18 protein-coding genes are annotated in these 20,298 nt (G+C 47.6%); 14 read left to right on the top strand and 4 right to left on the bottom strand.

All coding sequences use genetic code 11. The features are described 5' to 3' along the window. Position 1 precedes the first annotated feature (1 nt). Positions 2 to 1,789: a phosphogluconate dehydratase gene (gene edd, locus FNE76_RS04570; RefSeq protein WP_120948240.1), complete on the bottom strand. Its 1,788-nt coding sequence runs from the start codon at positions 1,787 to 1,789 to the stop codon at positions 2 to 4. 80 nt (positions 1,790 to 1,869) lie between these two features. Between edd and FNE76_RS04565 the strand changes: the two genes are divergently transcribed. Genes FNE76_RS04565 through FNE76_RS04545 form a run of 5 tightly spaced genes read left to right on the top strand, consistent with a single transcriptional unit; the run spans position 1,870 to position 7,716 of the window. Further along, positions 1,870 to 3,213: a glucose-6-phosphate dehydrogenase (NADP(+)) gene (locus FNE76_RS04565; RefSeq protein WP_120948239.1), complete on the top strand. Its 1,344-nt coding sequence runs from the start codon at positions 1,870 to 1,872 to the stop codon at positions 3,211 to 3,213. Then, positions 3,206 to 3,886, top strand: coding sequence for a 6-phosphogluconolactonase (gene pgl, locus FNE76_RS04560; protein WP_120948238.1), 681 nt, complete (start codon positions 3,206 to 3,208; stop codon positions 3,884 to 3,886). The genes FNE76_RS04565 and pgl overlap by 8 nt, the downstream gene beginning before the upstream one ends. Then, positions 3,879 to 4,850, top strand: a complete 972-nt coding sequence (locus tag FNE76_RS04555) for a glucokinase (RefSeq protein ID WP_407925314.1) — start codon at positions 3,879 to 3,881, stop codon at positions 4,848 to 4,850. Before pgl ends, FNE76_RS04555 begins: the two co-directional genes overlap by 8 nt. A gap of 2 nt (positions 4,851 to 4,852) precedes the next feature. Beyond that, on the top strand, positions 4,853 to 6,508 hold the full coding sequence (pgi, locus tag FNE76_RS04550) for a glucose-6-phosphate isomerase (protein ID WP_120948236.1): 1,656 nt from the start codon (positions 4,853 to 4,855) through the stop codon (positions 6,506 to 6,508). Further along, on the top strand, positions 6,508 to 7,716 hold the full coding sequence (locus FNE76_RS04545) for a sugar MFS transporter (RefSeq protein WP_120948235.1): 1,209 nt from the start codon (positions 6,508 to 6,510) through the stop codon (positions 7,714 to 7,716). The genes pgi and FNE76_RS04545 overlap by 1 nt, the downstream gene beginning before the upstream one ends. A gap of 41 nt (positions 7,717 to 7,757) precedes the next feature. On the opposite strand, the gene FNE76_RS04540 is transcribed toward FNE76_RS04545, so the two are convergent. Further along, entirely contained in the window at positions 7,758 to 9,113 is a 1,356-nt protein-coding gene (locus FNE76_RS04540) for an MFS transporter (protein WP_120948234.1), read from the bottom strand. 1 nt (position 9,114) lies between these two features. Continuing rightward, a complete protein-coding gene (locus FNE76_RS04535) occupies positions 9,115 to 9,321 on the bottom strand; it encodes a hypothetical protein (protein WP_120948233.1) in 207 nt (68 codons plus the stop codon). 80 nt (positions 9,322 to 9,401) lie between these two features. Here FNE76_RS04535 and sppA point away from each other — a divergent pair, with 80 nt between their 5' ends. Then, positions 9,402 to 10,262, top strand: a complete 861-nt coding sequence (gene sppA / locus FNE76_RS04530) for a signal peptide peptidase SppA (protein ID WP_120948232.1) — start codon at positions 9,402 to 9,404, stop codon at positions 10,260 to 10,262. Here sppA and FNE76_RS04525 read toward each other — a convergent pair. Continuing rightward, positions 10,259 to 11,266 carry an outer membrane protein gene (locus tag FNE76_RS04525; protein ID WP_328591491.1) on the bottom strand — a complete coding sequence of 336 codons (1,008 nt, stop codon included), beginning with the start codon at positions 11,264 to 11,266 and terminating at the stop codon, positions 10,259 to 10,261. The two genes, sppA and FNE76_RS04525, sit on opposite strands and share 4 nt — an antisense overlap. A gap of 214 nt (positions 11,267 to 11,480) precedes the next feature. Here FNE76_RS04525 and FNE76_RS04520 point away from each other — a divergent pair, with 214 nt between their 5' ends. The 8 genes from FNE76_RS04520 (at position 11,481) to FNE76_RS04485 (ending at position 20,145) form a co-directional block, all read left to right on the top strand. After that, complete coding sequence (locus tag FNE76_RS04520) at positions 11,481 to 11,918, top strand: copper resistance protein CopD (protein WP_120948230.1); 438 nt, start codon at positions 11,481 to 11,483, stop codon at positions 11,916 to 11,918. A 135-nt stretch (positions 11,919 to 12,053) separates the two neighbouring features. Next, positions 12,054 to 13,520 (top strand): amino acid permease, encoded by a 1,467-nt coding sequence (locus tag FNE76_RS04515; protein ID WP_143928399.1) that lies wholly within the window; start codon positions 12,054 to 12,056, stop codon positions 13,518 to 13,520. Positions 13,521 to 13,554: 34 nt separating this feature from the next. Continuing rightward, positions 13,555 to 14,967, top strand: coding sequence for a 4Fe-4S dicluster domain-containing protein (locus tag FNE76_RS04510; RefSeq protein WP_120948229.1), 1,413 nt, complete (start codon positions 13,555 to 13,557; stop codon positions 14,965 to 14,967). Continuing rightward, on the top strand, positions 14,964 to 15,575 hold the full coding sequence (locus FNE76_RS04505) for a molecular chaperone TorD family protein (protein WP_120948228.1): 612 nt from the start codon (positions 14,964 to 14,966) through the stop codon (positions 15,573 to 15,575). The genes FNE76_RS04510 and FNE76_RS04505 overlap by 4 nt, the downstream gene beginning before the upstream one ends. A 9-nt stretch (positions 15,576 to 15,584) precedes the next feature. Further along, entirely contained in the window at positions 15,585 to 15,794 is a 210-nt protein-coding gene (locus FNE76_RS04500) for a hypothetical protein (RefSeq protein ID WP_013890748.1), read from the top strand. A gap of 18 nt (positions 15,795 to 15,812) precedes the next feature. Beyond that, positions 15,813 to 18,620, top strand: coding sequence for a formate dehydrogenase subunit alpha (locus FNE76_RS04495; RefSeq protein WP_143928398.1), 2,808 nt, complete (start codon positions 15,813 to 15,815; stop codon positions 18,618 to 18,620). Position 18,621: 1 nt separating this feature from the next. After that, complete coding sequence (gene fdh3B, locus FNE76_RS04490) at positions 18,622 to 19,260, top strand: formate dehydrogenase FDH3 subunit beta (RefSeq protein ID WP_120948226.1); 639 nt, start codon at positions 18,622 to 18,624, stop codon at positions 19,258 to 19,260. Positions 19,261 to 19,269: 9 nt separating this feature from the next. Continuing rightward, complete coding sequence (locus FNE76_RS04485) at positions 19,270 to 20,145, top strand: formate dehydrogenase subunit gamma (RefSeq protein ID WP_120948225.1); 876 nt, start codon at positions 19,270 to 19,272, stop codon at positions 20,143 to 20,145. The last annotated feature ends 153 nt before the right edge of the window (positions 20,146 to 20,298 follow it).

Here is a 20,298-nt window from a genome sequence, read left to right as displayed (position 1 = left end):
TTTAAAATCCAAAGCTAGTTGCGCCACTTTCAGCACTGCTAGCCAATTGTCTAAAACCCCCAAAAAGTTCGCGCCCGCTCCCCACACTAGCGCGCTCAAAGGGCTGACTCTCTCTATTCTGCCACTCTTTGGGCTCAAGCACTTCTAAAATACCCTCTTTGGCATCTAAAAGTAGCAAATCGCCTTCTTGAATCTTGGCGATATGCCCTCCTAAAAGGGCTTCAGGGCTCACATGGATAGCTGCTGGGACTTTCCCAGATGCCCCGCTCATGCGCCCATCGGTGATCAAAGCCACCTTAAAGCCTTGATCTTGAAGCGTGCCTAAAATGGGTGTGAGTTTGTGCAATTCGGGCATGCCATTGGCACGGGGACCTTGATAGGGCAACACCGCAATAAAATCACGTTGTAGTTCTTGATTGTTAAAGCGATCAATCAAATCTTGCTGGGATTTGAACACTAGAGCAGGAGCTTGGATTTTGTAATGCTCAGGTTTGATAGCTGAAATCTTGATCACCGCGCGCCCGATATTGCCCTTCAAGACTTTCAAACCCCCATCGGGACTAAAGGGTTCTTTAACACCACGCACGATCTCTGTGTTGAGGCTCTCTTGAGTGCCCACTTGGTAGGTGAGTTTGCCCCCAATTAGAAAGGGGTTTTGTGTGTAGGGCTCTAACCCGATTCCCATAATCGTTTCACAATCCTCATGTAAAAGCCCCGCTTGAAGCAACTCGCGCACCACGAAAGCTAACCCCCCAGCAACTTCAAATTGATTGACATCGGCTTTTCCATTGGGGTAAATTTTAGTCAAAAGCGGGGTGATGCTAGAGATCGCATCAAAGTCATCCCAATTGAGGATAATGCCTGCCATTTTGGCGATGGCGATTAAGTGGATCGTGTGGTTGGTCGAACCGCCCGTTGCCATCAAACCCACCATCGCATTGACAATATTTTTTGCACTAATCATCTGTCCAATGGGCTTGGGGGTGTGTTGTGCCATGTGGGTTGCGGCTTGTTGGATCAAAGCCTTTCTTAGGGGGGTGTTGGGGTTAATAAAAGCCGAGTTGGGCAGGTGCAAGCCCATTAGCTCGACCATCATTTGGTTAGAATTAGCCGTTCCATAAAAGGTGCAAGTCCCCACAGAATGGTAAGACTGCATTTCGCTTTCTAACAAGTCTTGGCGTGAAACTTTACCTTGCGCGAAGAGTTCGCGGGCTTTGGATTTTTGGGCATTGGAGATTCCGCTAGTCATAGGACCCGAGGGAACAAAAATAGCCGGCAAATGCCCAAAACTCAATGCGCCCATCAAGAGCCCGGGCACGATTTTATCGCACACACCCAAATAAAACGCGCCATCAAAAACATTGTGGGAGAGCGCGGTCGCCGTGCTCATTGCAATCACATCACGCGAAAAAAGGCTTAATTCCATGCCCGCATAACCTTGTGTAATCCCATCACACATGGCGGGCACCCCCCCGGCAAACTGGGCGATCGCCCCATGTTCTGATAAAGTCTCTTTGAGAATATCGGGGTAGGTCTTAAAGGGCTGGTGGGCAGAGAGCATGTCATTGTAAGCGGAGATGATGGCAAAATTAGGCTTGTTGGTGTCTTTAATGGCATCTTTCAAGTGTTCGGGCAAACTGGCATAAGTGTGGGCGAGATTGGCACAGCCCAAATCCTTACGGGCAATTTTGCCACTATGCCCGGCGATGCGTTCTAAATACGCTTCCCGTGTGGGCTTGCTCCTTTCAATGATACTTTTTGTAATGTCCTCTAGGGTTTTTTTAGGCATGGTTGTCCTTATAATGATCGAATTACAGCTATAATTATGCTATCTTTTTTATTATAAAACCATAGCCCTAAAGGAGTCGCATGTTAGAATGCCATTTGATTTTACTAGGCGCAACAGGCGATCTAGCCATGCGTAAGATTTTCCCCGCCCTTTATTTGGCTCACCAAAGCAAGCTGTTAGCCCCGATTATTAGCGCAGTGGCGCGTAGCAAATTAGATAATGAGACCTTCCAAGATAATTTAACCAAAAAAGCCCAAGAATATATCCCAAATCTAGACCCACAAAGCTGGGGACTCTTTTGCCAAAACATCCGCTATCTTTCTATTGATCTCACCCAGCCCGATGATTTTAAACAACTCCAGCACCGCACACTCCCCAACACTTTAATCTATTTTTCCATCGCCCCAGAGTTTTTTGCGATGGCATGTGCGCATTTGGCACAGGTGGGCTTGAACGCCCCCGGGGTTAAGATTGTGCTAGAAAAACCTTTGGGGTCTGATTTGCAATCTTGTAAAGACATTTACGCTCAAATCTCTAAATATTACCAAGAAGATCAGATTTACCGCATCGATCACTATCTGGGCAAGCAGAGCGTGCAAAATCTTTTAGAACTTAGGGCCAAAAACCCAATCCTAGGTGCCCTGTGGAACAAAGAGCAGGTCGATCATGTCCAAATTAGCGTGCTGGAGACTTTGGGTGTGGAAAACCGCGGGGGCTTTTATGACACCGCGGGGGCTTTACGCGACATGCTCCAAAACCACATGCTCCAAATGTTAAGCCTAATCGCTGTACCCACCCTCAAAAACCCCAACGCCCAAGCACTTAGAGATGCTAAGCTAAGCGTGCTTAAAAGCCTCAAGCCCCTAGATTTTCAAGCTTTTGTTAAGCAAGTCGTGCGCGCCCAATACGGCTCTAGCGATGGGCTCAAGGGTTACACCCAAGAGTCCAATATTCCCGCTCAGAGCCAAACTGAGACTTTTGTTGCTCTAAAACTAGAGGTGCAATCGTCTATGTGGGCGGGCGTGCCTTTTTACTTGCGCACGGGCAAACGCATGGGCAGTTCCTTAGTGCAAATCGTGCTGGCTTTCAAAGGAGGCGGGGCACTGATCTTAAACTTACAGCCCCAGTACACCCTAGAACTGAACTTAAAGGGCGTGCCCCCCTTACAAGCACACTTGGATCAAGGCATGGATGCTTATGAAAAACTCATTTTGGAGGCTGTACGGGGTAATCCGGCCCTCTTTAGTCATCAAGACGAGTTGGAAGCCGCCTGGGCATGGGTCGATCCCATCTTAAAGGCATGGGAGCAAAACCAAGTGCCCCTATTCACCTACCCAGCCGGGAGTTTTGGTCCCAAAGTGGCTTTTGATCTCCTAGAATCTGAGGGACGTAGCTGGCACACGCCAAAGGATGGTTATGTTTGATTTTTTTGATTTGGGGTCATCTTTGGAGCGTTTTGGGGCTCAAGGTTGCCAATTCTTAGATGCCTTAGAGCAAGCCAACCCCTCTGGTGTCCATCTGGCCTTTTCAGGAGGCAAGAGCCCGATTCCATTTTTGGAGGTTTTAGCCGGGTTGCATGTGTGGAATCACTATATACTAAGCTTAGTCGATGATCGCATTGTTCCCTTTCATCATGGGGACAGCAACGCACGCTTGATCCAAGAGCATTTGATTGATCCAGTTTCTTTTAAATGGGGGATTGATGTCCCCTTTATGCCCTTTTTCACGCAGGCTAGCCTCCCCTATGAGGTAATTTTGCAACAAGCCCTAGATCACTATAAACAACCCCATTTGGCTGTGCTGGGCATGGGTCTAGATGGGCACACTGCCTCGCTTTTCCCCGATGCGCCCGAGTTTGAGCATGCCATTAGCACGACAGACCCCCTCGTACTCACCACCCCACAAAATGCACCCCACACGCGCATTAGTTTGAGTTTACATGCCCTAGAGAATTGCCAAGAGCTTTGGTTGCTGATTTCGGGCACACAAAAACGTGCTGTCTTTGAAGAGGCGGCTAAAAAGTTAGACTCCAAACTCCCTATTTCTCTAATCTTACATTCCAAAAAGGTGCTCTGCCATGTCTTCTACACTGCCTAATACTTATCCCCGCTTGCTGGCTGATATTGGTGGGACGAACGCGCGCTTTGGACTAGAAAGAACCTCAGGGGAAATCGATTCAGTTGAGGTCCTAGCTTGCCACGATCACCATAGCGTGGTGGATGCAATCAAGTGTTATTTAAACAAAGTGGGTAATCCGGCTGTGAAACTAGCTGCCTGTGCCATTGCTAACCCGGTCATTGGGGATTGGGTGCAGATGACTAACCACCACTGGGCGTTTTCAATTGAAACCACCCGCCAGGCTTTGGGGTTTGATACACTTTTATTCATTAATGATTTTGCCGCCCAAGCTTATGCGATCACACAATTAAACGATGATGAGTTGTTGCAAGTGGGGGGGACAGCCTGCGCGCTCCACGCACCTAAGTTGGTCATTGGACCGGGCACTGGGCTAGGAGTGAGTGCCCTCATTCCTTGCCACAATGGGCATTACATTGCCTTATCTGGAGAGGGGGGGCATGTGAGCTTTGCGCCCTTTGATGATACTGAAATCGCCATTTGGCAATATGCCAAGAAAAAATACGGGCATGTTTCAGCCGAGAGGCTTTTAAGCGGGGCGGGATTAGTGTTGATCCATGCTGCTTTAGCCGAACGCGAGGGGATCAAGACTCCCAAAATGAGCCCAGAGATGATTAGCGAGCAGGCTTTGGGCGGGAAATCGCCTCTATGCCGTCTTACCCTAGATATTTTTTGCACAATCTTGGGCACGGTGGCTTCTAACATGGCGTTGGTTTTGGGGGCGCGCGGGGGGGTGTATTTATGCGGAGGGATCATCCCCAGATTTATTGATTACTTTAAAACTTCACCCTTTAGGGTGCGTTTTGAAAATAAAGGGCGTTTTGATGCCTACTTGGCAGCCATTCCAGTTTATGTCGTCTTGGCCAAATACCCCGGTCTAGCCGGAGTTGCTATCGCCCTAGAAAACCATTTAAACAAAGAGTGAGCATGAGAGAACACTTAACTAAATTAAATGCCTTTAAACGCCTGCAAGAACATTTTAAGGCGATTCAAAACACCCACATGCGTGATATGTTTAAAGAAGATCCTGAGCGTGCCATGCGTTATTTTTTACAAGCTGGTCCTATCTCTTTGGATTATTCTAAAAACCGCATTAATGATGAAACTTTGCAATTATTGCAAGATTTGGCTAAGGAGTGCCAGTTATCTACCAAAATCAACGCCATGTTTGGGGGCGAAAAGATCAACACCACTGAGGAGCGCGCGGTTTTGCACACTGCTTTGCGCTATCAGGGTGAAGAGTCGATCATGGTAGAGGGGCAGGATGTCATGCCCGCTGTGCGTGAAGTGTTGGCACGCATGGAGAGTTTTAGCGATGCGGTGCGTTGTGGGGAGTGGCTAGGCTATACCAACCAAGTGATCACCGATGTGGTCAATATTGGGATTGGGGGGTCGGATTTGGGGGCTTTGATGGTGTGCAAGGCGTTAAGACGCTATGCTAGTCCCCGCTTGAACATGTATTTTGTTTCCAATGTCGATGGGACACAGATTCAAGGGGTTTTAGATAAGGTCCATCCAGAGACCACCCTTTTTATTGTCGCCTCTAAGACTTTTTCCACCCAAGAGACTCTTACCAATGCCCTCAGTGCACGGCAATGGTTTTTAGCCCACGCCCTAGATGAAGCCCATATCGCTAAACACTTTGTGGCGGTTTCGACCAACAAGCAAGCTGTTAAAGATTTTGGGATTGACACGCACAACATGTTTTCCTTTTGGAACTGGGTGGGGGGGCGTTATAGCTTGTGGTCAGCTATTGGGCTCTCCATCATGATCTATTTAGGCAAGCAGAATTTTAGAAACTTATTGCAGGGGGCATTTGAGATGGACAAGCATTTTAAAGAAGCCCCCTTTACGCATAACATGCCCGTAATTTTGGCTTTGCTGGGCGTGTGGTATGTCAATTTCTTTGATGCCGGAAGCCACTTAATTGCCCCCTACGATCAATATTTGCGCTATTTCCCACGCTTTATCCAGCAACTAGACATGGAAAGCAATGGCAAACGCACCACTTTAGGGGGGGAAGTGGTGGATTATGACACCGGTCCCATTATTTGGGGCGATTTGGGGATCAACTCCCAGCATGCCTTTTTCCAACTCCTCCACCAAGGTACGCACCTAACCCCCATTGACTTTATCGCCTCTTTGAGTAAGGAGGGACATTTGTCTGGACATCACGAGATATTACTCAGCAATCTTTTTGCCCAAGCCCAAGCCTTTATGAAAGGACGGGATTATAACCAAGCCTGCGATCAGCTCTTGCAAATGGGCATGGAAGAGCAAAAAGCGCGCAAGCTTGCTTCTCATCGTGTCTTCTCAGGCAACCGCCCTAGTAATGTGATCTTATTAGATGCGATCACGCCTAAGAGCATCGGGGCTTTGATCGCCCTTTATGAACATAAGATTTTTGTGCAAGGAATCATTTGGGATATTAACAGCTTTGATCAATGGGGCGTGGAGCTAGGCAAGGAGTTAGCTAAGGATATTTTAGCCCAATTACATGGCAGGCAAGCCCCCAGCACCCATGAAGATAGTTCTACACAACATTTAATTACACTTTATAAAACTTTTAATCAAGGAGTCTAATGCAAACCAAAAGTAATAATTTTGCTCTAGCAGCCCTAACAGCTTTATTTTTTGCTATGGGCTTTATCACCGTCCTAAACGATATTCTCATCCCACATCTCAAAAAAATTTTTGATCTCTCACACTTCCAAGCCTCTCTTGTGCAACTTTGTTTCTTTGGGGCTTATTTTATCACGGGGGGTTTTTTTGGCAAACTTTTAGAAAAGATCGGCTATCCAATCGGGGTGGTTTTGGGGTTTGTGCTCACCGCCATAGGGTGTCTTTTGTTTTACCCGGCTGCTTCGATGGCTTCCTATGCTATCTTTTTAGGCGCGCTTTTTATTTTGGCTAGCGGGGTGGTCTTGCTCCAAGCAGCGGGCAACCCCTTTGTAACCCTTTTGGCTCCGGGCAAGGAGGAGCGGACCTTAACTTTAGTGCAAGCTTTCAATTCTTTGGGCACTTTTATAGGACCTTATTTTGGCTCTATGCTCATTATCTCTAACACAACAGAGGTTGTGGATAAAGTCAAAGAAGCCCAGTCTGTGCAAGGCCCCTACTTGATGATTGCCGGAGCCTTGGTTGTTTTAGCCATTGTGGTTTATTGGTTGCGCTTGCCCGATGTGCGCGAACAAGCCCAAGAAGTGAGCGAACATAACCACGATGGCAAAAAAAGTGCCCTAGAGTATCCTCACTTTACGCTAGGGGCTTTTGCGATCTTCTTTTATGTGGGGGCTGAGGTTTCTATTGGTTCGTTTTTGGTTTTAACCATGTTTGAGGTCGCCCAAATTCCCGAAAAAACGGGGGCACAATATATCGCCTATTATTGGGGTGGGGCGATGGTGGGGCGTTTTATTGGGAGTGCGATCATGCAAAAAATCGCGCCCAACAAATGCTTGGCTTTCAATGCCATTATCAATGTGGTCTTGCTCTTTGTGGGGATCATCTTAGACGACAAGATCAGCATCTTTTTCCTAATTGCCATCGGGCTCTTCAACTCGATCATGTTCCCCACGATCTTTTCTCTGGCCACCAAAGGGCTAGGCAAATTCACCTCCCAAGCCTCTGGGATTATCTGCATGGCAATTGTGGGCGGTGCCCTGCTCCCTCCTTTGCAAGGTCTCATGGCCGATCATGTTGGGCTGATCCTCTCTTACATTGTGCCCATGCTGGGTTACTTCTACATCTTGTTCTTTGCCTTGCAAGGTTATAAGCGCATCAGACATATCTAGGCAGATAGCCCAAGCGGGCGTAAAGGCGTAAAATTGTGGTGTTAGTGGGTGGGGGATTTTCTAAAAGCCACAGAGGCTTGGATGATCTTTTCTTCGCTAATTTGTGAGGCATCGTATTTGACAATGATCACATTTTGCGTTTCATTGACATACCATTCTAAAATGCCCCCGACCATACCCTCTAAAGCCTGGAATTTTTCCCGCTCAAAAGCATCTAAGGGGAAATAGACATTTTTTTGCTGACCAGGGTTATTTAAAAAGAACACCAGCCCCAACCACAGCACGCACACCCCCACCACAATAAAGGCTGTTTTTTCCACGCCCAAAAGCTTATAGCCCACCCCGCCTAGCAATCCGCCCACAAAAGAGCCCGCATAGCCGTAAGTTACAAACAAGCCTAAAACCAAGCCTCTTTGGTGGGCTTTACACAATTTGCTGGCTAGAGATTGCATGATGGGCTCAAGCGTGCCAAACCCGGCAAAAAAGATCATAATTCCAGTGATAAAAAGCCAAGTGGTGGGCGAACTGGCATGCCGATCGGCTAGAGCCAAGCACAGATAAGCCACCAAAAACATCGCTACCCCGCTTAGCAAGACACCCTTAGCCTTGTTGAATTTTTCGGCAATGATGGACGCAGGTGCCATGCTCACCATCCCCAAGAGCGCGCCCAAACTATAAATTTCCCATAATGCCGACTTATCCATTTTAAAATCATGCACAATGGCTAGGGGGATCAGCACAAAAATTAAGGTCATCAAACATTTTTCAAAGAACGAACAAATATTGATAATGAAAATATCCTTGTCTTTGAGCGCATCGCTCATTCTGGGCTTTTCTTTGAGAGAATAGAAAATTTTAGGTGGGTTGGGGACTTTGAACGCCATTAAAAACATTGCAAACAAGCTGAGTAGTGCGGTGAGTAAAAAGAGCCATTCCTCGCCAAATTTAGCCGCTACACTAGGACCTATGACCATGCCAGCCGTGAAAGCCATAAAAATCCCTGCCCCCATGAATGCCATCGCTTTTGTGCGCTTCTCCTCCTCTACCACATCGGCGACCATTGCGCTTAAAACCCCCCCCATTGCCCCCATGCCCTGAATCAAACGCCCTAAAACTAGAGTATGGATATTGTGAGCCAAAAAGCAAATGAGCGATCCTAGCACAAACACCGCCAAGCACCACAGCACAACCGCCTTGCGGTTGTAGCGATCGCTTAAAACCCCAATGGGTGTTTGGAAGAGAATTTGCGTCAAATACGCTCCCCCCACAGCCAGACCCATCATTAAGGCATTAGCTTGGAAGTGTGCAGCATAGAGGGCAATCACGGGCAAGACAATAAAGAGTCCTAAAAACCGCAAGGAAGACACCAAGACAAAAGGCAAAACTTTAGCGAACATGCTAATCCTTAAAGACTTGTTGGCATGCATGTTTGTCATGCCCTAAAACACAATCGCGTTGGAGTTTTTCAAAGGCTTTGACCCGCTGTTCTTGTTCTTGGTGGGCTTGATTCATTTGGTAGGCATAGACTCCATAAAAAGCCACCCCTGCCACCAGAACGAATAACAAATCAGTCGGTTTGATTTTAGGGCAGAATTTGCACGCCATGTTCTGGATTCTTTTTGATTTGTGTTATAACACACTTTCATTTAACCTAGTATAATAAAACTAAAATTGTAGGAGAGCGCATGTTTTCTAAGATAGGCAGAGCGATCATTTCGTGTTTGGACTTCGTCACGAAGTATTTTAAAACCTTTGTCTTTTTAACTTTGGTGGCTTTTGTGTTGTTGAGCAACACCGATCACAAAGTGCAAGAACCTAATTTAGCCAAACTCTACCTCTATGGTCCTATTTTTGAGAGTGAGAGTTTTGCCGATCAGATTGCTAAGATCAAGCAAAACCCCAGCATTAAGGGCGTGTTGTTGATCATCGACTCTCCGGGGGGGAGCATTAGTGCCAGTGTGGAACTTAGCGACATGGTGGCGCATTTGGCTAAAAAAATGCCAGTGGTGGCTTATGTGCGTGGCGTGATGGCAAGCGGGAGCTATTATGCGGGCATGGTGGCTAATAAAATTTATGCTAACCGCGGGGCGTTGGTGGGCTCTATTGGGGTGATCTTTAGTGGCATGAACATTGCCCCCTTGATGGACAAACTCGGGATCAAGGCACAAGGCATGTCCAAAGGGGCTTATAAAGAGGTGGGGACCTTCACGCGCGCTTGGACTTCTCAAGAAAAGCAATACCTAGATGCCCTGCTAGACGAGCAATATGGTATGTTCGTGGGTGATGTGGCTAAGGCAAGGCATTTAAACCCTAAAGATGCGCCCAAATTTGCCGAGGGCAAGATTTTTAGTGCCAAACAGGCTCTAGAGCTCAAGTTAATCGATCATGTGGGGACCTATGAGGAGGCGGTAGTGGCTTTACAAGATTTAAGCGCGGTCAAAAAACCCGTTTGGTTGCAAAGAGATAAGCTAGAAATGTTAATGGATAAAGTGCTCAAATCCAGCACCCAAGCCCTCGTGCAAGTTTTGGGCTATCAGTTACACTAGAAACTATAAATATAGCGCAAATACATGGAGTATTGCCGTCTAAAGGTTTGGCTGAGGGTGTAATAGCCCTCACACGGACCATCACAAACGCCTTTCCCATTGGGGGTGAGGTATTTTTGTGCAACACCCTTGTAGTAAAGAAGAGGGATGGTGGGGATTTTGATCCCAAATTCAATGCCATGGTGTTCGATGAAATTGGCCCGAATCCCCACATTCACCAAAAATTGGAAATGCGTGGTAGTTACACGGCTGGTTAAAGGTCCGGTGGTAACAAGACTAGCGGTATTAATCTGTCCATTTGTGCCAACAGATACACTGGGGTCTGGAGTATAACCCGATGCACATGGGTTAACATTCGATGGATCAGGAACATAAGCACACTCACCGGGCACCGTGCCGATGAGATAACCCTGTTTAAGACGGCTGACTTTATTACTCGTCCAAGTGTTACCGGCAAATTGTGCGCCCAAAAAAAGCCCCACGCTGAGTTTGGGTTTGTTGATAATATTAAAGAGCATGTCTGTGCCCACGCCATAAGTATACATATCTACTTTGTCATTATTTTGAAAAAAGACACTCGTATAATTGGAGGCGGTAGCGTTAGAGAAATTGCTATGCCCGTAGTCAAAAAAGCCATAGTAGCGCAACCCAAACCAACGCTTTTTGCCAAAAAATTGTTTGTAACCGGCAATCACATTCAAGCCAAACATGGGTGCATTCCTGCCCGGGTTTTCCGCCCCCTGCAGAGTTTTGGCATTGTCGCTAGGCATCATCCCGGGGGTCCATTCTGCCTTACAATTACCCGGGTTACAATCATTAAGCCCGGTGTCTTTGAGCGTTCCATCAGGATTATAGGCACTGGGCGGTGGATTAGCTGCACTCAATGCCACTGTGCCTTGAGGCACTTGGAAGATTTGCCCGTTTTTCTCCCCCACAAGCTTTTTATCGGCTCGCCCGATTTCCAAACCAACCCCGATAAAACCCGCATTTTTTTCAGCTTGCAAGCCCAAAGGGAGAGCCAAAAGAAAAATTGCACCAGCTTTTTTTGCATTTTGGCTAAACAATAATATTTGTTGAGACTTTTTAGGCAACATGGCTCTTATCATTCCTTAGAAAAGTATTACAAGTTAAATATTTTTATTATAACAAAATATTTACTCCAAAATCAAGCGGACATGTTACAATCCACACTCTAATTTTTGTAAGGACATGGAAACGATGCAGGCCCTCTACCCCTATTTGCTCATCTCCCATCTTCTGTGCGCGATCATTTTTATCGGATATCTCTTTTTTGATGTGGTGATCTTCCCCAGTGTCAAAAGAATGTATGGGGAGGAGATCGCCCAAAAAGCCCAACAAGGCATCTCAACACGTGCCATTAAAATCATGCCCTTGTGTGTCCTGTGGCTCTTGCTCAGTGGTGGGATGATGTTAAGCGTGTATGTGGGGGGTGATAAGGGATTTTTGGAAACACCCTTCCAAAAGGTTTTGATGCTTAAAGTGTTGTTGGCATGCACGATTTTTGCGATGGTGGCTATCTCGTTGGCTTGCAAGTTTTTAAACAAAAAAAACCCCCTAGCCTCTGTAATCCACCATTTAGCTTTGCTACTGGGCTTGGGTATTGTAATCTGTGCCAAGTGGATGTGGTTTGCTTAAGCTAGCCATGTGCCCCATTTACACCGCTCTTCCCCCCCACTATCTTAAACTTGCCATTTGGCATGCCTTTTTGAGGCGTTAAACTAGCATTGGATACTCACTAAATGTTTTTAACGCACCCATAAGGAAAGAGAAATGGAAAAAGAAAAGGTTAAACCAGATCAACAGGGTTTGAGTCGGGATATCCATTTAGGGCAATTACTGATGATTGCTCTAGGCGGGACGATTGGGACTGGGTTATTTGTGGGCACGGGGGGCAACATTGCCAATGCCGGTCCTCTAGGGACTTTGATTGCCTATCTAGTCGGGGGTGTGATTGTCTATTCAATCATGCTATCTTTGGGCGAACTAGCCAGCGTTTATCCTAGCACGGGGAGTTTTGGGGATTATGCCGATCGTTTTATTGGACCGGCAACCGGTTACATGGTGTTTTGGATGTATTGGGTGGGTTGGATTGTCACCGTGGCAGTGGAATACTTTGCGGTGGGCGTGCTCATGCAACGCTGGGTTGATCCAAAAGTCGTCCCTATTGAGTATTGGGTGGGGGCTTGTGTGTTGCTGATATTCTTGCTCAATGTGTTTTCGGTGCGCATTTTTGCCCGGGGAGAATTTCTCCTAGCCTCAATCAAGGTTTTAGCGGTTTTTATTTTTATTATTTTAGGGATCGTGGGGATTTTCCACCAAGTCTATTTATACGGCTGGGAGAGTGTCTTGCATAATTTCTATATCAGCACCCCCGATCCACAAAATGGGCTAGAAGCAGGGGTTTTCCCCAAGGGAATCCATGCCGTCTTTGGTGCGATCTTGGGCGTGATTTTTGCCTACACGGGCACCGAGATCATAGGCGTAGCCGTGGGGGAGACTAAAAACCCCAGCGTGGTGATGCCAAAAGCCATTAGGGCAACCTTGTGGCGCATCGTGTTTTTCTTTTTGGGCTCCGTCTTTGTGATTGCGGTGTTTTTGCCTATGACAGATTCTAGCATTGTCAAAAGTCCCTTTGTGAGTGCTCTAGAGCGTATCCCTTTGCCCTTTTTTGGGACGGGAATTCCCTATGCTGCCGACATTATGAATTTTGTAATCATCACCGCCATTCTCTCCACAGCCAATTCGGGGATTTACGCTTCTAGCCGCATGGTCTATGGTTTAGCCCAAAAAAAAATGTTCCCTCCCATTTTTGCCAGACTCAACAAACAGGGCACGCCCATTTACGCAATGTATTTATCCATGGGCTTTACTTTGCTAATTATGTTTGGCAACGAATACGCTAGAAATGGCAAGATTAAAGAAATGATGGAAGCCCTGATCAACATCATTAGTTTTAGCGTGATCATTGTATGGATTAGCGTGAGCGTGGCACAATACAATTTTAGAAAGCAATTCTTGGCTTCGGGCAAATCCTTAGACGAACTCCCCTACCGCGCGCCCTTTTTACCCTTAATCCAAGTGATTGGCATTAGTGGGTCTTTAATTGGCGTTTTTGGGGCTTATATTGACCCCGAACAGCGCACGGGGGCTTATTTGACCATTGGGTATGGGATTTTGTGCTATGTGGGCTATTATTTGACTAAAGATCGTTGGAAAGACAAGCAAAATTCATGTTAATTTTTCATTTAAGCCCCTATTTTAAGATCAGGACATGCTAGAGTTTCTCTATATTAAAAACCCTCAATGTCCCGACTTGCCCCTGCACGATCACATTGAGGTTTTAGACAGGGTGGATTCAAGCCTAGAATGCGTGGTTTCTAATGTGCCCTTGCAGGGGGCTAAGAGGGTGGGTAGGGAGATCAATTTTTTGCTAGAAAATAGCGCCCAAAGCCCCCTAGAACTCGCCCAAAGCCTCTCTTTACTCTATGAAGTCCACGGCCTGCAATTTGATTTTGACTCCACCAAGCACACCCCCACGCCGGAGGGCACTTTTAGCGAATTCTTTAGCTATAACAAGGAGATTTGCCAATACCACCAACGGCGCGTAGAGTGTTGTGGCAAATGCAGCGAAGTTTGCCCCACTCAAGCGATCACTAAATTAGACCCCCAAATCGCTCTAGATCAAGGCTTAGAGTGTGAAGACAACCGCCATTTGCTCATCAAGCACCAAGCTTGTATTGATTGTGGTCAGTGTATTAGTGTGTGTCCTAGTGGGAGTTTGAGTTATGCTAGTTTTAGCTTGGAGTGCATGCAGGAGGTGGCTAAACTCTATAGGGGTTATATCCCCCTGCTCTTAGATCACAGGGCAGATTTACCCCTCACTCCCCTTAAAAAGGAGGTTTTGCCCCTCTGTGTCAATCTGAATATCTTAGAACAAGTCGCCCTGCTCACGCTATTACAAGAGAGTGGGAGTCAAATTGTACTCTATGCTCCCCAAGATTTGGGCGTGGGCACTTTGGAGAGCATCGCCCTGCTCAATGGCATTTACGCCCAACTCTACCAAGAAGAAGCGATCTTGCTAGCTAGCGATCTTGCTAGCTTACAAGCGTGCTTGCAGCGCGCCAAGTGTTTAGAATCCACCCACTTCACCCCCCCCACTATCCCCGCACGCACCAAACGCGATCTATTCGCCCAACGCCTCCAGCACGCCATAGGGCAGGGGGATTATGGGCGCGTGCCCTCAGCGAGTTTTATCCGCTATGGGCACATAGAGATCAACTCTAATTGCACCCTCTGTCTCTCTTGTGTGGGAGCGTGCAATACCAATGCCTTGAGCATTGATGGCAATACCTACACCCTTTTGTTTAACCCCAGTCTGTGCACCACATGCGGGTATTGCGAGGCGACCTGCCCTGAAAAAGATTGTTTGCATTTAGAGCGCGATGGGATCGCGCTAAACCCCTCTTACTCCACGCCCAAAATCATGGCGCAAGATAGCTTGTTTGGCTGTAAAATGTGTGGCAAGCCCATTGGGACCACTAAGAGCGTGCAAAAGATCGCCCAAATGATGATCCCTAGATTTCAAGGCGATGCGCGCAGAATCGCCACTCTATACGCCTGCCCAGATTGCAAGGTCAAGATCATGCTAGAAGACATGCTAGACATCAACTCCATTTTCAAATGACATCTATAGACCCTAATCTCATTTACGCGCGCGCGATCTACTACCGCCTATGGCATTACATGGTGGTGTTTGTGCACACGCAAGGCGTGTTTAGCGAATTAAAAGCCCTAGTGGCGCATTTAAAAAACTTCCCCTTTGATGTGAGTAGCGCGCAGGCGTGGCAGGAGTTTGACACTTTTTTAGCGCAGGGCTTGCAAGCCTTTGAGGCGGAGCAAAACGCCGTGTTGTTTGCCCCTGGGGAGGTGTTTGTGCCCTTAAGCGCGTCCTACTATCTAGAAGGCCAAGACAATGGCAAGAAACGCCTAGAAGCCATCGCGCTTTTAAAGCAATCAGGCTTACACATAGAGAGTTACACAATCACTAGCCCCATTGCTGAAGACGATTTAGCTTTTTTAACTCTGATGATGAACGCGTTTTTACAGCAACTCTTAGAGGATCAGGGCTTTTTTAGCCTGCATGAAAAACTCTTTAAGGATTTCTTCCATCTCTTCAGCGATGCCTTTTTGGAGGCTATCAGCACGCATAAAAAAAGCGTGTGTTATCAAAGCTTCGCTATAATCTTAGGTGCATTTATCCAACACGAGAGGTTGTTTTTCAACCTGGCTTAGGAGGTTGTCATGGAGAATAGAAGAGAGGCGTTAAAGAAGTTAGGCGCACTGGGCGTGGGGGCTCTAGCAGGGCAGAGCTTGCTAGCCACCATGCCCGAGAGGCACTTCCCCAACACGGATAAGGGTAGCAATGGCGTAGTGGTGGGCAAGAGCAATAAAAAGGAAATTCTCTACCATAAAACCCCCGCTTGGGAGATTTTCTATAAAAGTGTGTGGTAGTTTGAGAAAGGAAGTAACATGGGAAAATTAAGTCGGCGTTCCTTTTTGAAAATGGGTGCAATTGGGGCAGGGGCAGGGGCAAGCTTAGCCTTTGCCAGCACCAAAGCGAGTAAAAAAGAGAGTGTGATCGACCCCAATGAGGGGGTTAAAAGAGTTAAAACCATTTGTAGCATCTGTTCGGCAGGCTGTGGAATCATCGCCGAGGTCAAAGACGGGGTGTGGATTCGCCAAGATGTTGCCCAAGATCACCCCATCAGCGCGGGTAGCCACTGCTGTAAGGGCGTGGATCAAATTGACTTAGTCAAATCTAAAATGCGCCTCAAATACCCGCTCAAACGCGAGGGCGGGCAGTGGAAGCGCATCAGCTACGAGCAAGCCATCGATGAAATCAGCGCAAAAATGCTCAAAATGCGCGAAAAATACGGCCCAGATAGCATGATGTTTATGGGGAGTGCTAAAATGAACTCCCAGCAAGCCTATTATTGGCGCAAATTTGCCGCCTTTTATGGGACGAATAATATCGATCATGTAGCCCGCATTTGACACAGCACCACAGTCGCCGGTGTGGCGAATACATGGGGTTATGGTGCGATGACAAACCATTTCGGGGACATTGTCGGGCATTCTAAAGCGATCTTGATGATCGGGCTTAATACAGCCGTGAGTAATCCGATCGGCTTTAAGCACTTCTTGCAGGCCAAGGATCGCAATAACGCTAAACTCATCGTCATCGATCCGGTCTTTACCAAGAGCGCGGCTAAGGCGGACATCTATGTGCGGATTCGCTCGGGCACGGACATTGCCTTTATCTATGGCATGTTGCACTTGATCTTTAAGCATGGTTGGGAGGATAAAGAGGTCATTAGAACCCAATCCTTTGGGATCGAGGAGATCAAAAAAGAAGCCTTGAAATACACGCCCGAAGTGGTGGAAGACATCACGGGTGTGCCGGCCAGCTTACTCATTCAAACTACCCGCGTTTTTGCAACAGCTAAGCCGGCCACGCTGGCGTGGGCTTTAGGGATCACACAGCATAGCGTAGGCAGTGGAAACACGCGCATGCTGTCTATTTTGCAATTAGTGCTCGGCAACATGGGCAAAAAGGGCGGGGGTTGTAATATTGTGCGTGGGCATGACAATGTGCAAGGTTCTACGGATATGTGCTGTTTGGCAGATAATTTGCCCGGTTATTATGGCCTGAGTGAAGCTAGTTGGCGTTATTATGCCAAGTGCTGGGGGGTGAGCTTTGAGAGTTTGCAAAAACGCTTTTTTGCCCCCGAATGGATGCACAAAAAAGGCTTTAGCATCTCACTTTGGCATGAGGGCGTGTTACAAGAATCTAAAACCCACTCCAACGCCCCCATTAAGGGGCTTTGGGTGCAGGGCAATGGGGTTTCCTCCCTAGCGCACAATGTCAAAATGGCAGAGGCGATTGAAAAGCTGGATTTAATGGTGATCGCCGAACCCTTTTTAAACGAGGCGGCGATCCTCACAGAAAAACCCGATGGGGTGTATGTCTTGCCCATCGCAACCCAGTTTGAGTGCGAGGGGATCGTGGTCGCCACAAACCGCGCCGCCCAGTGGCGATCCCAAGTGGTCAAGCCCCTCTATGAAGCCAAGCAAGACCATGAATTGATGTTTGAAATGGCCAAGAAGTTTGGCTTTTATGAAGAATACACCAAAGCCCTACTCTGTGATTTTGATAAAAACGGGGATTTGGTGCAGGTGAGAAAGAACTTTAGCTGGCCCGAAGACGCCACCCGTGAGATCGCGCGCACGGTTAAGGTGATAGGGCTTGGGGGCTGGACACCTGAACGGCTCAAAGCCCAGCAAGAAAATTGGCACATGTTTGATTACATCACCCAAGAGGGCTATGGTCCTATGAAAGGGCAGTATTATGGCTTGCCATGGCCAGCTTGGACAGAAAAACACCCCGGCACGCCCATTTTATACGACATTAGCACCCCCACCAAAGAGGGGGGCATGGGCTTTAGGGCGCGCTTTGGGGAAGAGTATAAGGGGCAGGATTTGTTAGCCGATAAGAGTGTTACGATCAAGGGCTCGGCGATCAAGGGGGGGTACCCTGAGATCACTAAGGCTAATATTGAAAAGGTGTTAGGGATCAAGCTCACAGATCACGAAAAGGCGATCATGGGGGATAACTGGAAAGTCGATACCAGCGGGCTTATCCAAAAGAAATGCGATGAAAAGGGCGTTTGTGTCTATGGGAATGCGCGTGCGCGCGCCATTGTGTGGAACTTCATCGATCAAATCCCCTTGCACCGCGAACCCTTGCACTCCCCGCGTCCGGATTTAGTGCAAAAATACCCCGCCATTAAAGACCAAGTGAATAACTTTAGGGTGGATGTGCGCTATGCCAGCGAGCAAAACAAACAAGAGTGGGCTAAAGAATTCCCCATTGTGATCGCTTCTATGCGCTTGGTGAATTTGAGCGGGGCGGGCATGTTGGAGCGCACCAGCAAGTATCTATCCCACATCACGCCCGAGATGTTTTGCCACATCCACCCCGATTTGGCACTCAACCACGGAATTAAAGATGGGGAAATGATGTGGGTGCATTCGCCCGAGGGGACTAAAATTAAGGTCAAGGCAATCTTTAGCCACTCCGTAACCCCCGATCGCATTTGCATGCCCTATAGCTTTGCGGGGGTGTTGCAGGGCGTGGATTTGAGTCATCGCTACCCTGAGGGCACCAAGCCCTACACCACTGGGGAAAGCTCGAACACAATCACCAATTACGGCTTTGATCCGGTCACCCAAATCCCTGAGTTTAACGCCGGCTTGTGCCGCATTGAAAAGGCTTAACATGGCAAACTTAGAACCTGCTAAACAAATCCCCAATGCCAATCGCATGAAGTTTTATTGCGATGACAACCGCTGTATTAGTTGTTTTGCCTGCTCTGTGGCGTGTTCGCACTCCAACGATTTAGAAGTGGGCTTGAATCGGCGCAAGGTCATTACCCTTTATGAGGGCGTGGAGGGCAAGGAAAAGTCTATCTCGATCGCCTGCCAACATTGCACAGACGCGCCCTGCGCGCAGGTTTGCCCCGTAGATTGTTTTTACATCCGTGAGGATGGGATCGTCTTGCACGATAAAGAAACCTGTATTGGGTGTGGGTATTGCCTGTATGCCTGTCCCTTTGGCGCGCCCCAATTCCCCAGAGATGGGGCGTTTGGCGTGCGTGGCGTGATGGACAAATGCACCATGTGTGCGGGCGGTCCTGCACCCACCCACTCACAAAAAGAGATGGAATTATACGGGGTCAATCGCATCGCCAGCGGGCAAGTGCCCATGTGTGCGGCGACTTGCTCGACTAATGCCCTCTTGGTGGGCGATGCGCTGAGTATCGCCGATATTTATAGACGGCGTGTCATGGCCAAATATGCCAACGCCCAAGATTTTAAAACCAAAGCCACGCACCAAGTCGAGGGCGCAACGCCTTAAGGGGGATTGATGAAACATTTTCTCACTTTAGCGGGCTTGAGTGCCATTCTAAACGCTCAAAGCACCCCCCTAGATCAAGAACGCATTTTAGGCATTCTGCCCTATGGACAGAGAGACACGACCAAGCTAGGCGAACTTTGGACGCTTTGGCAGGGGCATTATTTTTTATGGCTCTTTTTAGCCGTGGTGCTAGGTGTGGGCTTTGGCTTTTTAATGCACTATCTTGTCATTGGCCCTAAACAATTCAAGCACAGTGGCCAAAAAATCCCTTTTTTTAGCTTGTTTAACCGCATCATCCACTGGATAGCAGGGGTCAGTTTTATTTTGCTTGTGCCCACCGGACTGATTATGATCTTTGGGGATTTCTTTGGGGGCGGGGCGTTTGTGCGCTTTTGTAGAGTTGCGCATAGCGTGGGTTGCGTGGTGTTCATGGTGGCGGTGTTGCCTATGCTCTTCATGTGGCTTAAAGACATGTTCTTTAGACTGGCAGACATCAAATGGCTGGTGATCATGGGGGGCTATCTCTCCAAAGAGAAAAAACCCGTGCCCGCTTATAAATTTAACGCCGGGCAGAAGATGTGGTTTTGGATTGCCACTTTGGGGGGGTTAGTGATGATTGCTAGTGGGGGGATCTTATATTTCAATACGGAGGATTTAAGCACCATTGCTAACTTTTTTGGGCTTTACCAAATTTCTTTGTTGCGCCTAAGCGCATTGGCGCATAATTTCTTAGGACTGGTGCTGGTGGGCTTTTTTATCGTGCATATTTACATGTCCTTGTTTGCGATCAAGGGGTCTTTGCAATCCATGGTTGATGGGAACAAAGAGGAAGAGGAAGTCAAGGTTTTGCACAGCTTGTACTACCAAGAACAGATGAGAGTCTAAGACTTCTAACCCGTTTATGCTAAAATGGGGCCTCATCTTAAAAAACTTTAAAAAAATCGCCAGCCAGAAGTGTATTAAAAGAAGACCTAAGCTGTGCAAAAGGAAACTAAGGAATGGCACCAAAATTCAGTGTCCTTGCAGGGGTGCTTGCTG

The organism is Helicobacter mehlei (genome assembly GCF_007280785.1).
Taxonomy (GTDB): Bacteria; Campylobacterota; Campylobacteria; order Campylobacterales; family Helicobacteraceae; genus Helicobacter; species Helicobacter mehlei.
This window is presented reverse-complemented; position numbering and strand designations above follow the sequence as displayed.

What these genes read in the sequence shown, in the direction of transcription:
- pgi (WP_120948236.1), top strand. Translation starts at nt 4,853, where the DNA reads ATGAGAGAACACTTAACTAAATTAAATGCCTTTAAACGCCTGCAAGAA.
- sppA (WP_120948232.1), top strand. Translation starts at nt 9,402, where the DNA reads ATGTTTTCTAAGATAGGCAGAGCGATCATTTCGTGTTTGGACTTCGTC.
- FNE76_RS04545 (WP_120948235.1), top strand. Translation starts at nt 6,508, where the DNA reads ATGCAAACCAAAAGTAATAATTTTGCTCTAGCAGCCCTAACAGCTTTA.
- pgl (WP_120948238.1), top strand. Translation starts at nt 3,206, where the DNA reads ATGTTTGATTTTTTTGATTTGGGGTCATCTTTGGAGCGTTTTGGGGCT.
- FNE76_RS04565 (WP_120948239.1), top strand. Translation starts at nt 1,870, where the DNA reads ATGTTAGAATGCCATTTGATTTTACTAGGCGCAACAGGCGATCTAGCC.
- FNE76_RS04500 (WP_013890748.1), top strand. Translation starts at nt 15,585, where the DNA reads ATGGAGAATAGAAGAGAGGCGTTAAAGAAGTTAGGCGCACTGGGCGTG.
- FNE76_RS04485 (WP_120948225.1), top strand. Translation starts at nt 19,270, where the DNA reads ATGAAACATTTTCTCACTTTAGCGGGCTTGAGTGCCATTCTAAACGCT.
- edd (WP_120948240.1), bottom strand. Translation starts at nt 1,789, where the DNA reads ATGCCTAAAAAAACCCTAGAGGACATTACAAAAAGTATCATTGAAAGG.
- FNE76_RS04520 (WP_120948230.1), top strand. Translation starts at nt 11,481, where the DNA reads ATGCAGGCCCTCTACCCCTATTTGCTCATCTCCCATCTTCTGTGCGCG.
- fdh3B (WP_120948226.1), top strand. Translation starts at nt 18,622, where the DNA reads ATGGCAAACTTAGAACCTGCTAAACAAATCCCCAATGCCAATCGCATG.
- FNE76_RS04540 (WP_120948234.1), bottom strand. Translation starts at nt 9,113, where the DNA reads ATGTTCGCTAAAGTTTTGCCTTTTGTCTTGGTGTCTTCCTTGCGGTTT.
- FNE76_RS04505 (WP_120948228.1), top strand. Translation starts at nt 14,964, where the DNA reads ATGACATCTATAGACCCTAATCTCATTTACGCGCGCGCGATCTACTAC.
- FNE76_RS04510 (WP_120948229.1), top strand. Translation starts at nt 13,555, where the DNA reads ATGCTAGAGTTTCTCTATATTAAAAACCCTCAATGTCCCGACTTGCCC.
- FNE76_RS04535 (WP_120948233.1), bottom strand. Translation starts at nt 9,321, where the DNA reads ATGGCGTGCAAATTCTGCCCTAAAATCAAACCGACTGATTTGTTATTC.
- FNE76_RS04515 (WP_143928399.1), top strand. Translation starts at nt 12,054, where the DNA reads ATGGAAAAAGAAAAGGTTAAACCAGATCAACAGGGTTTGAGTCGGGAT.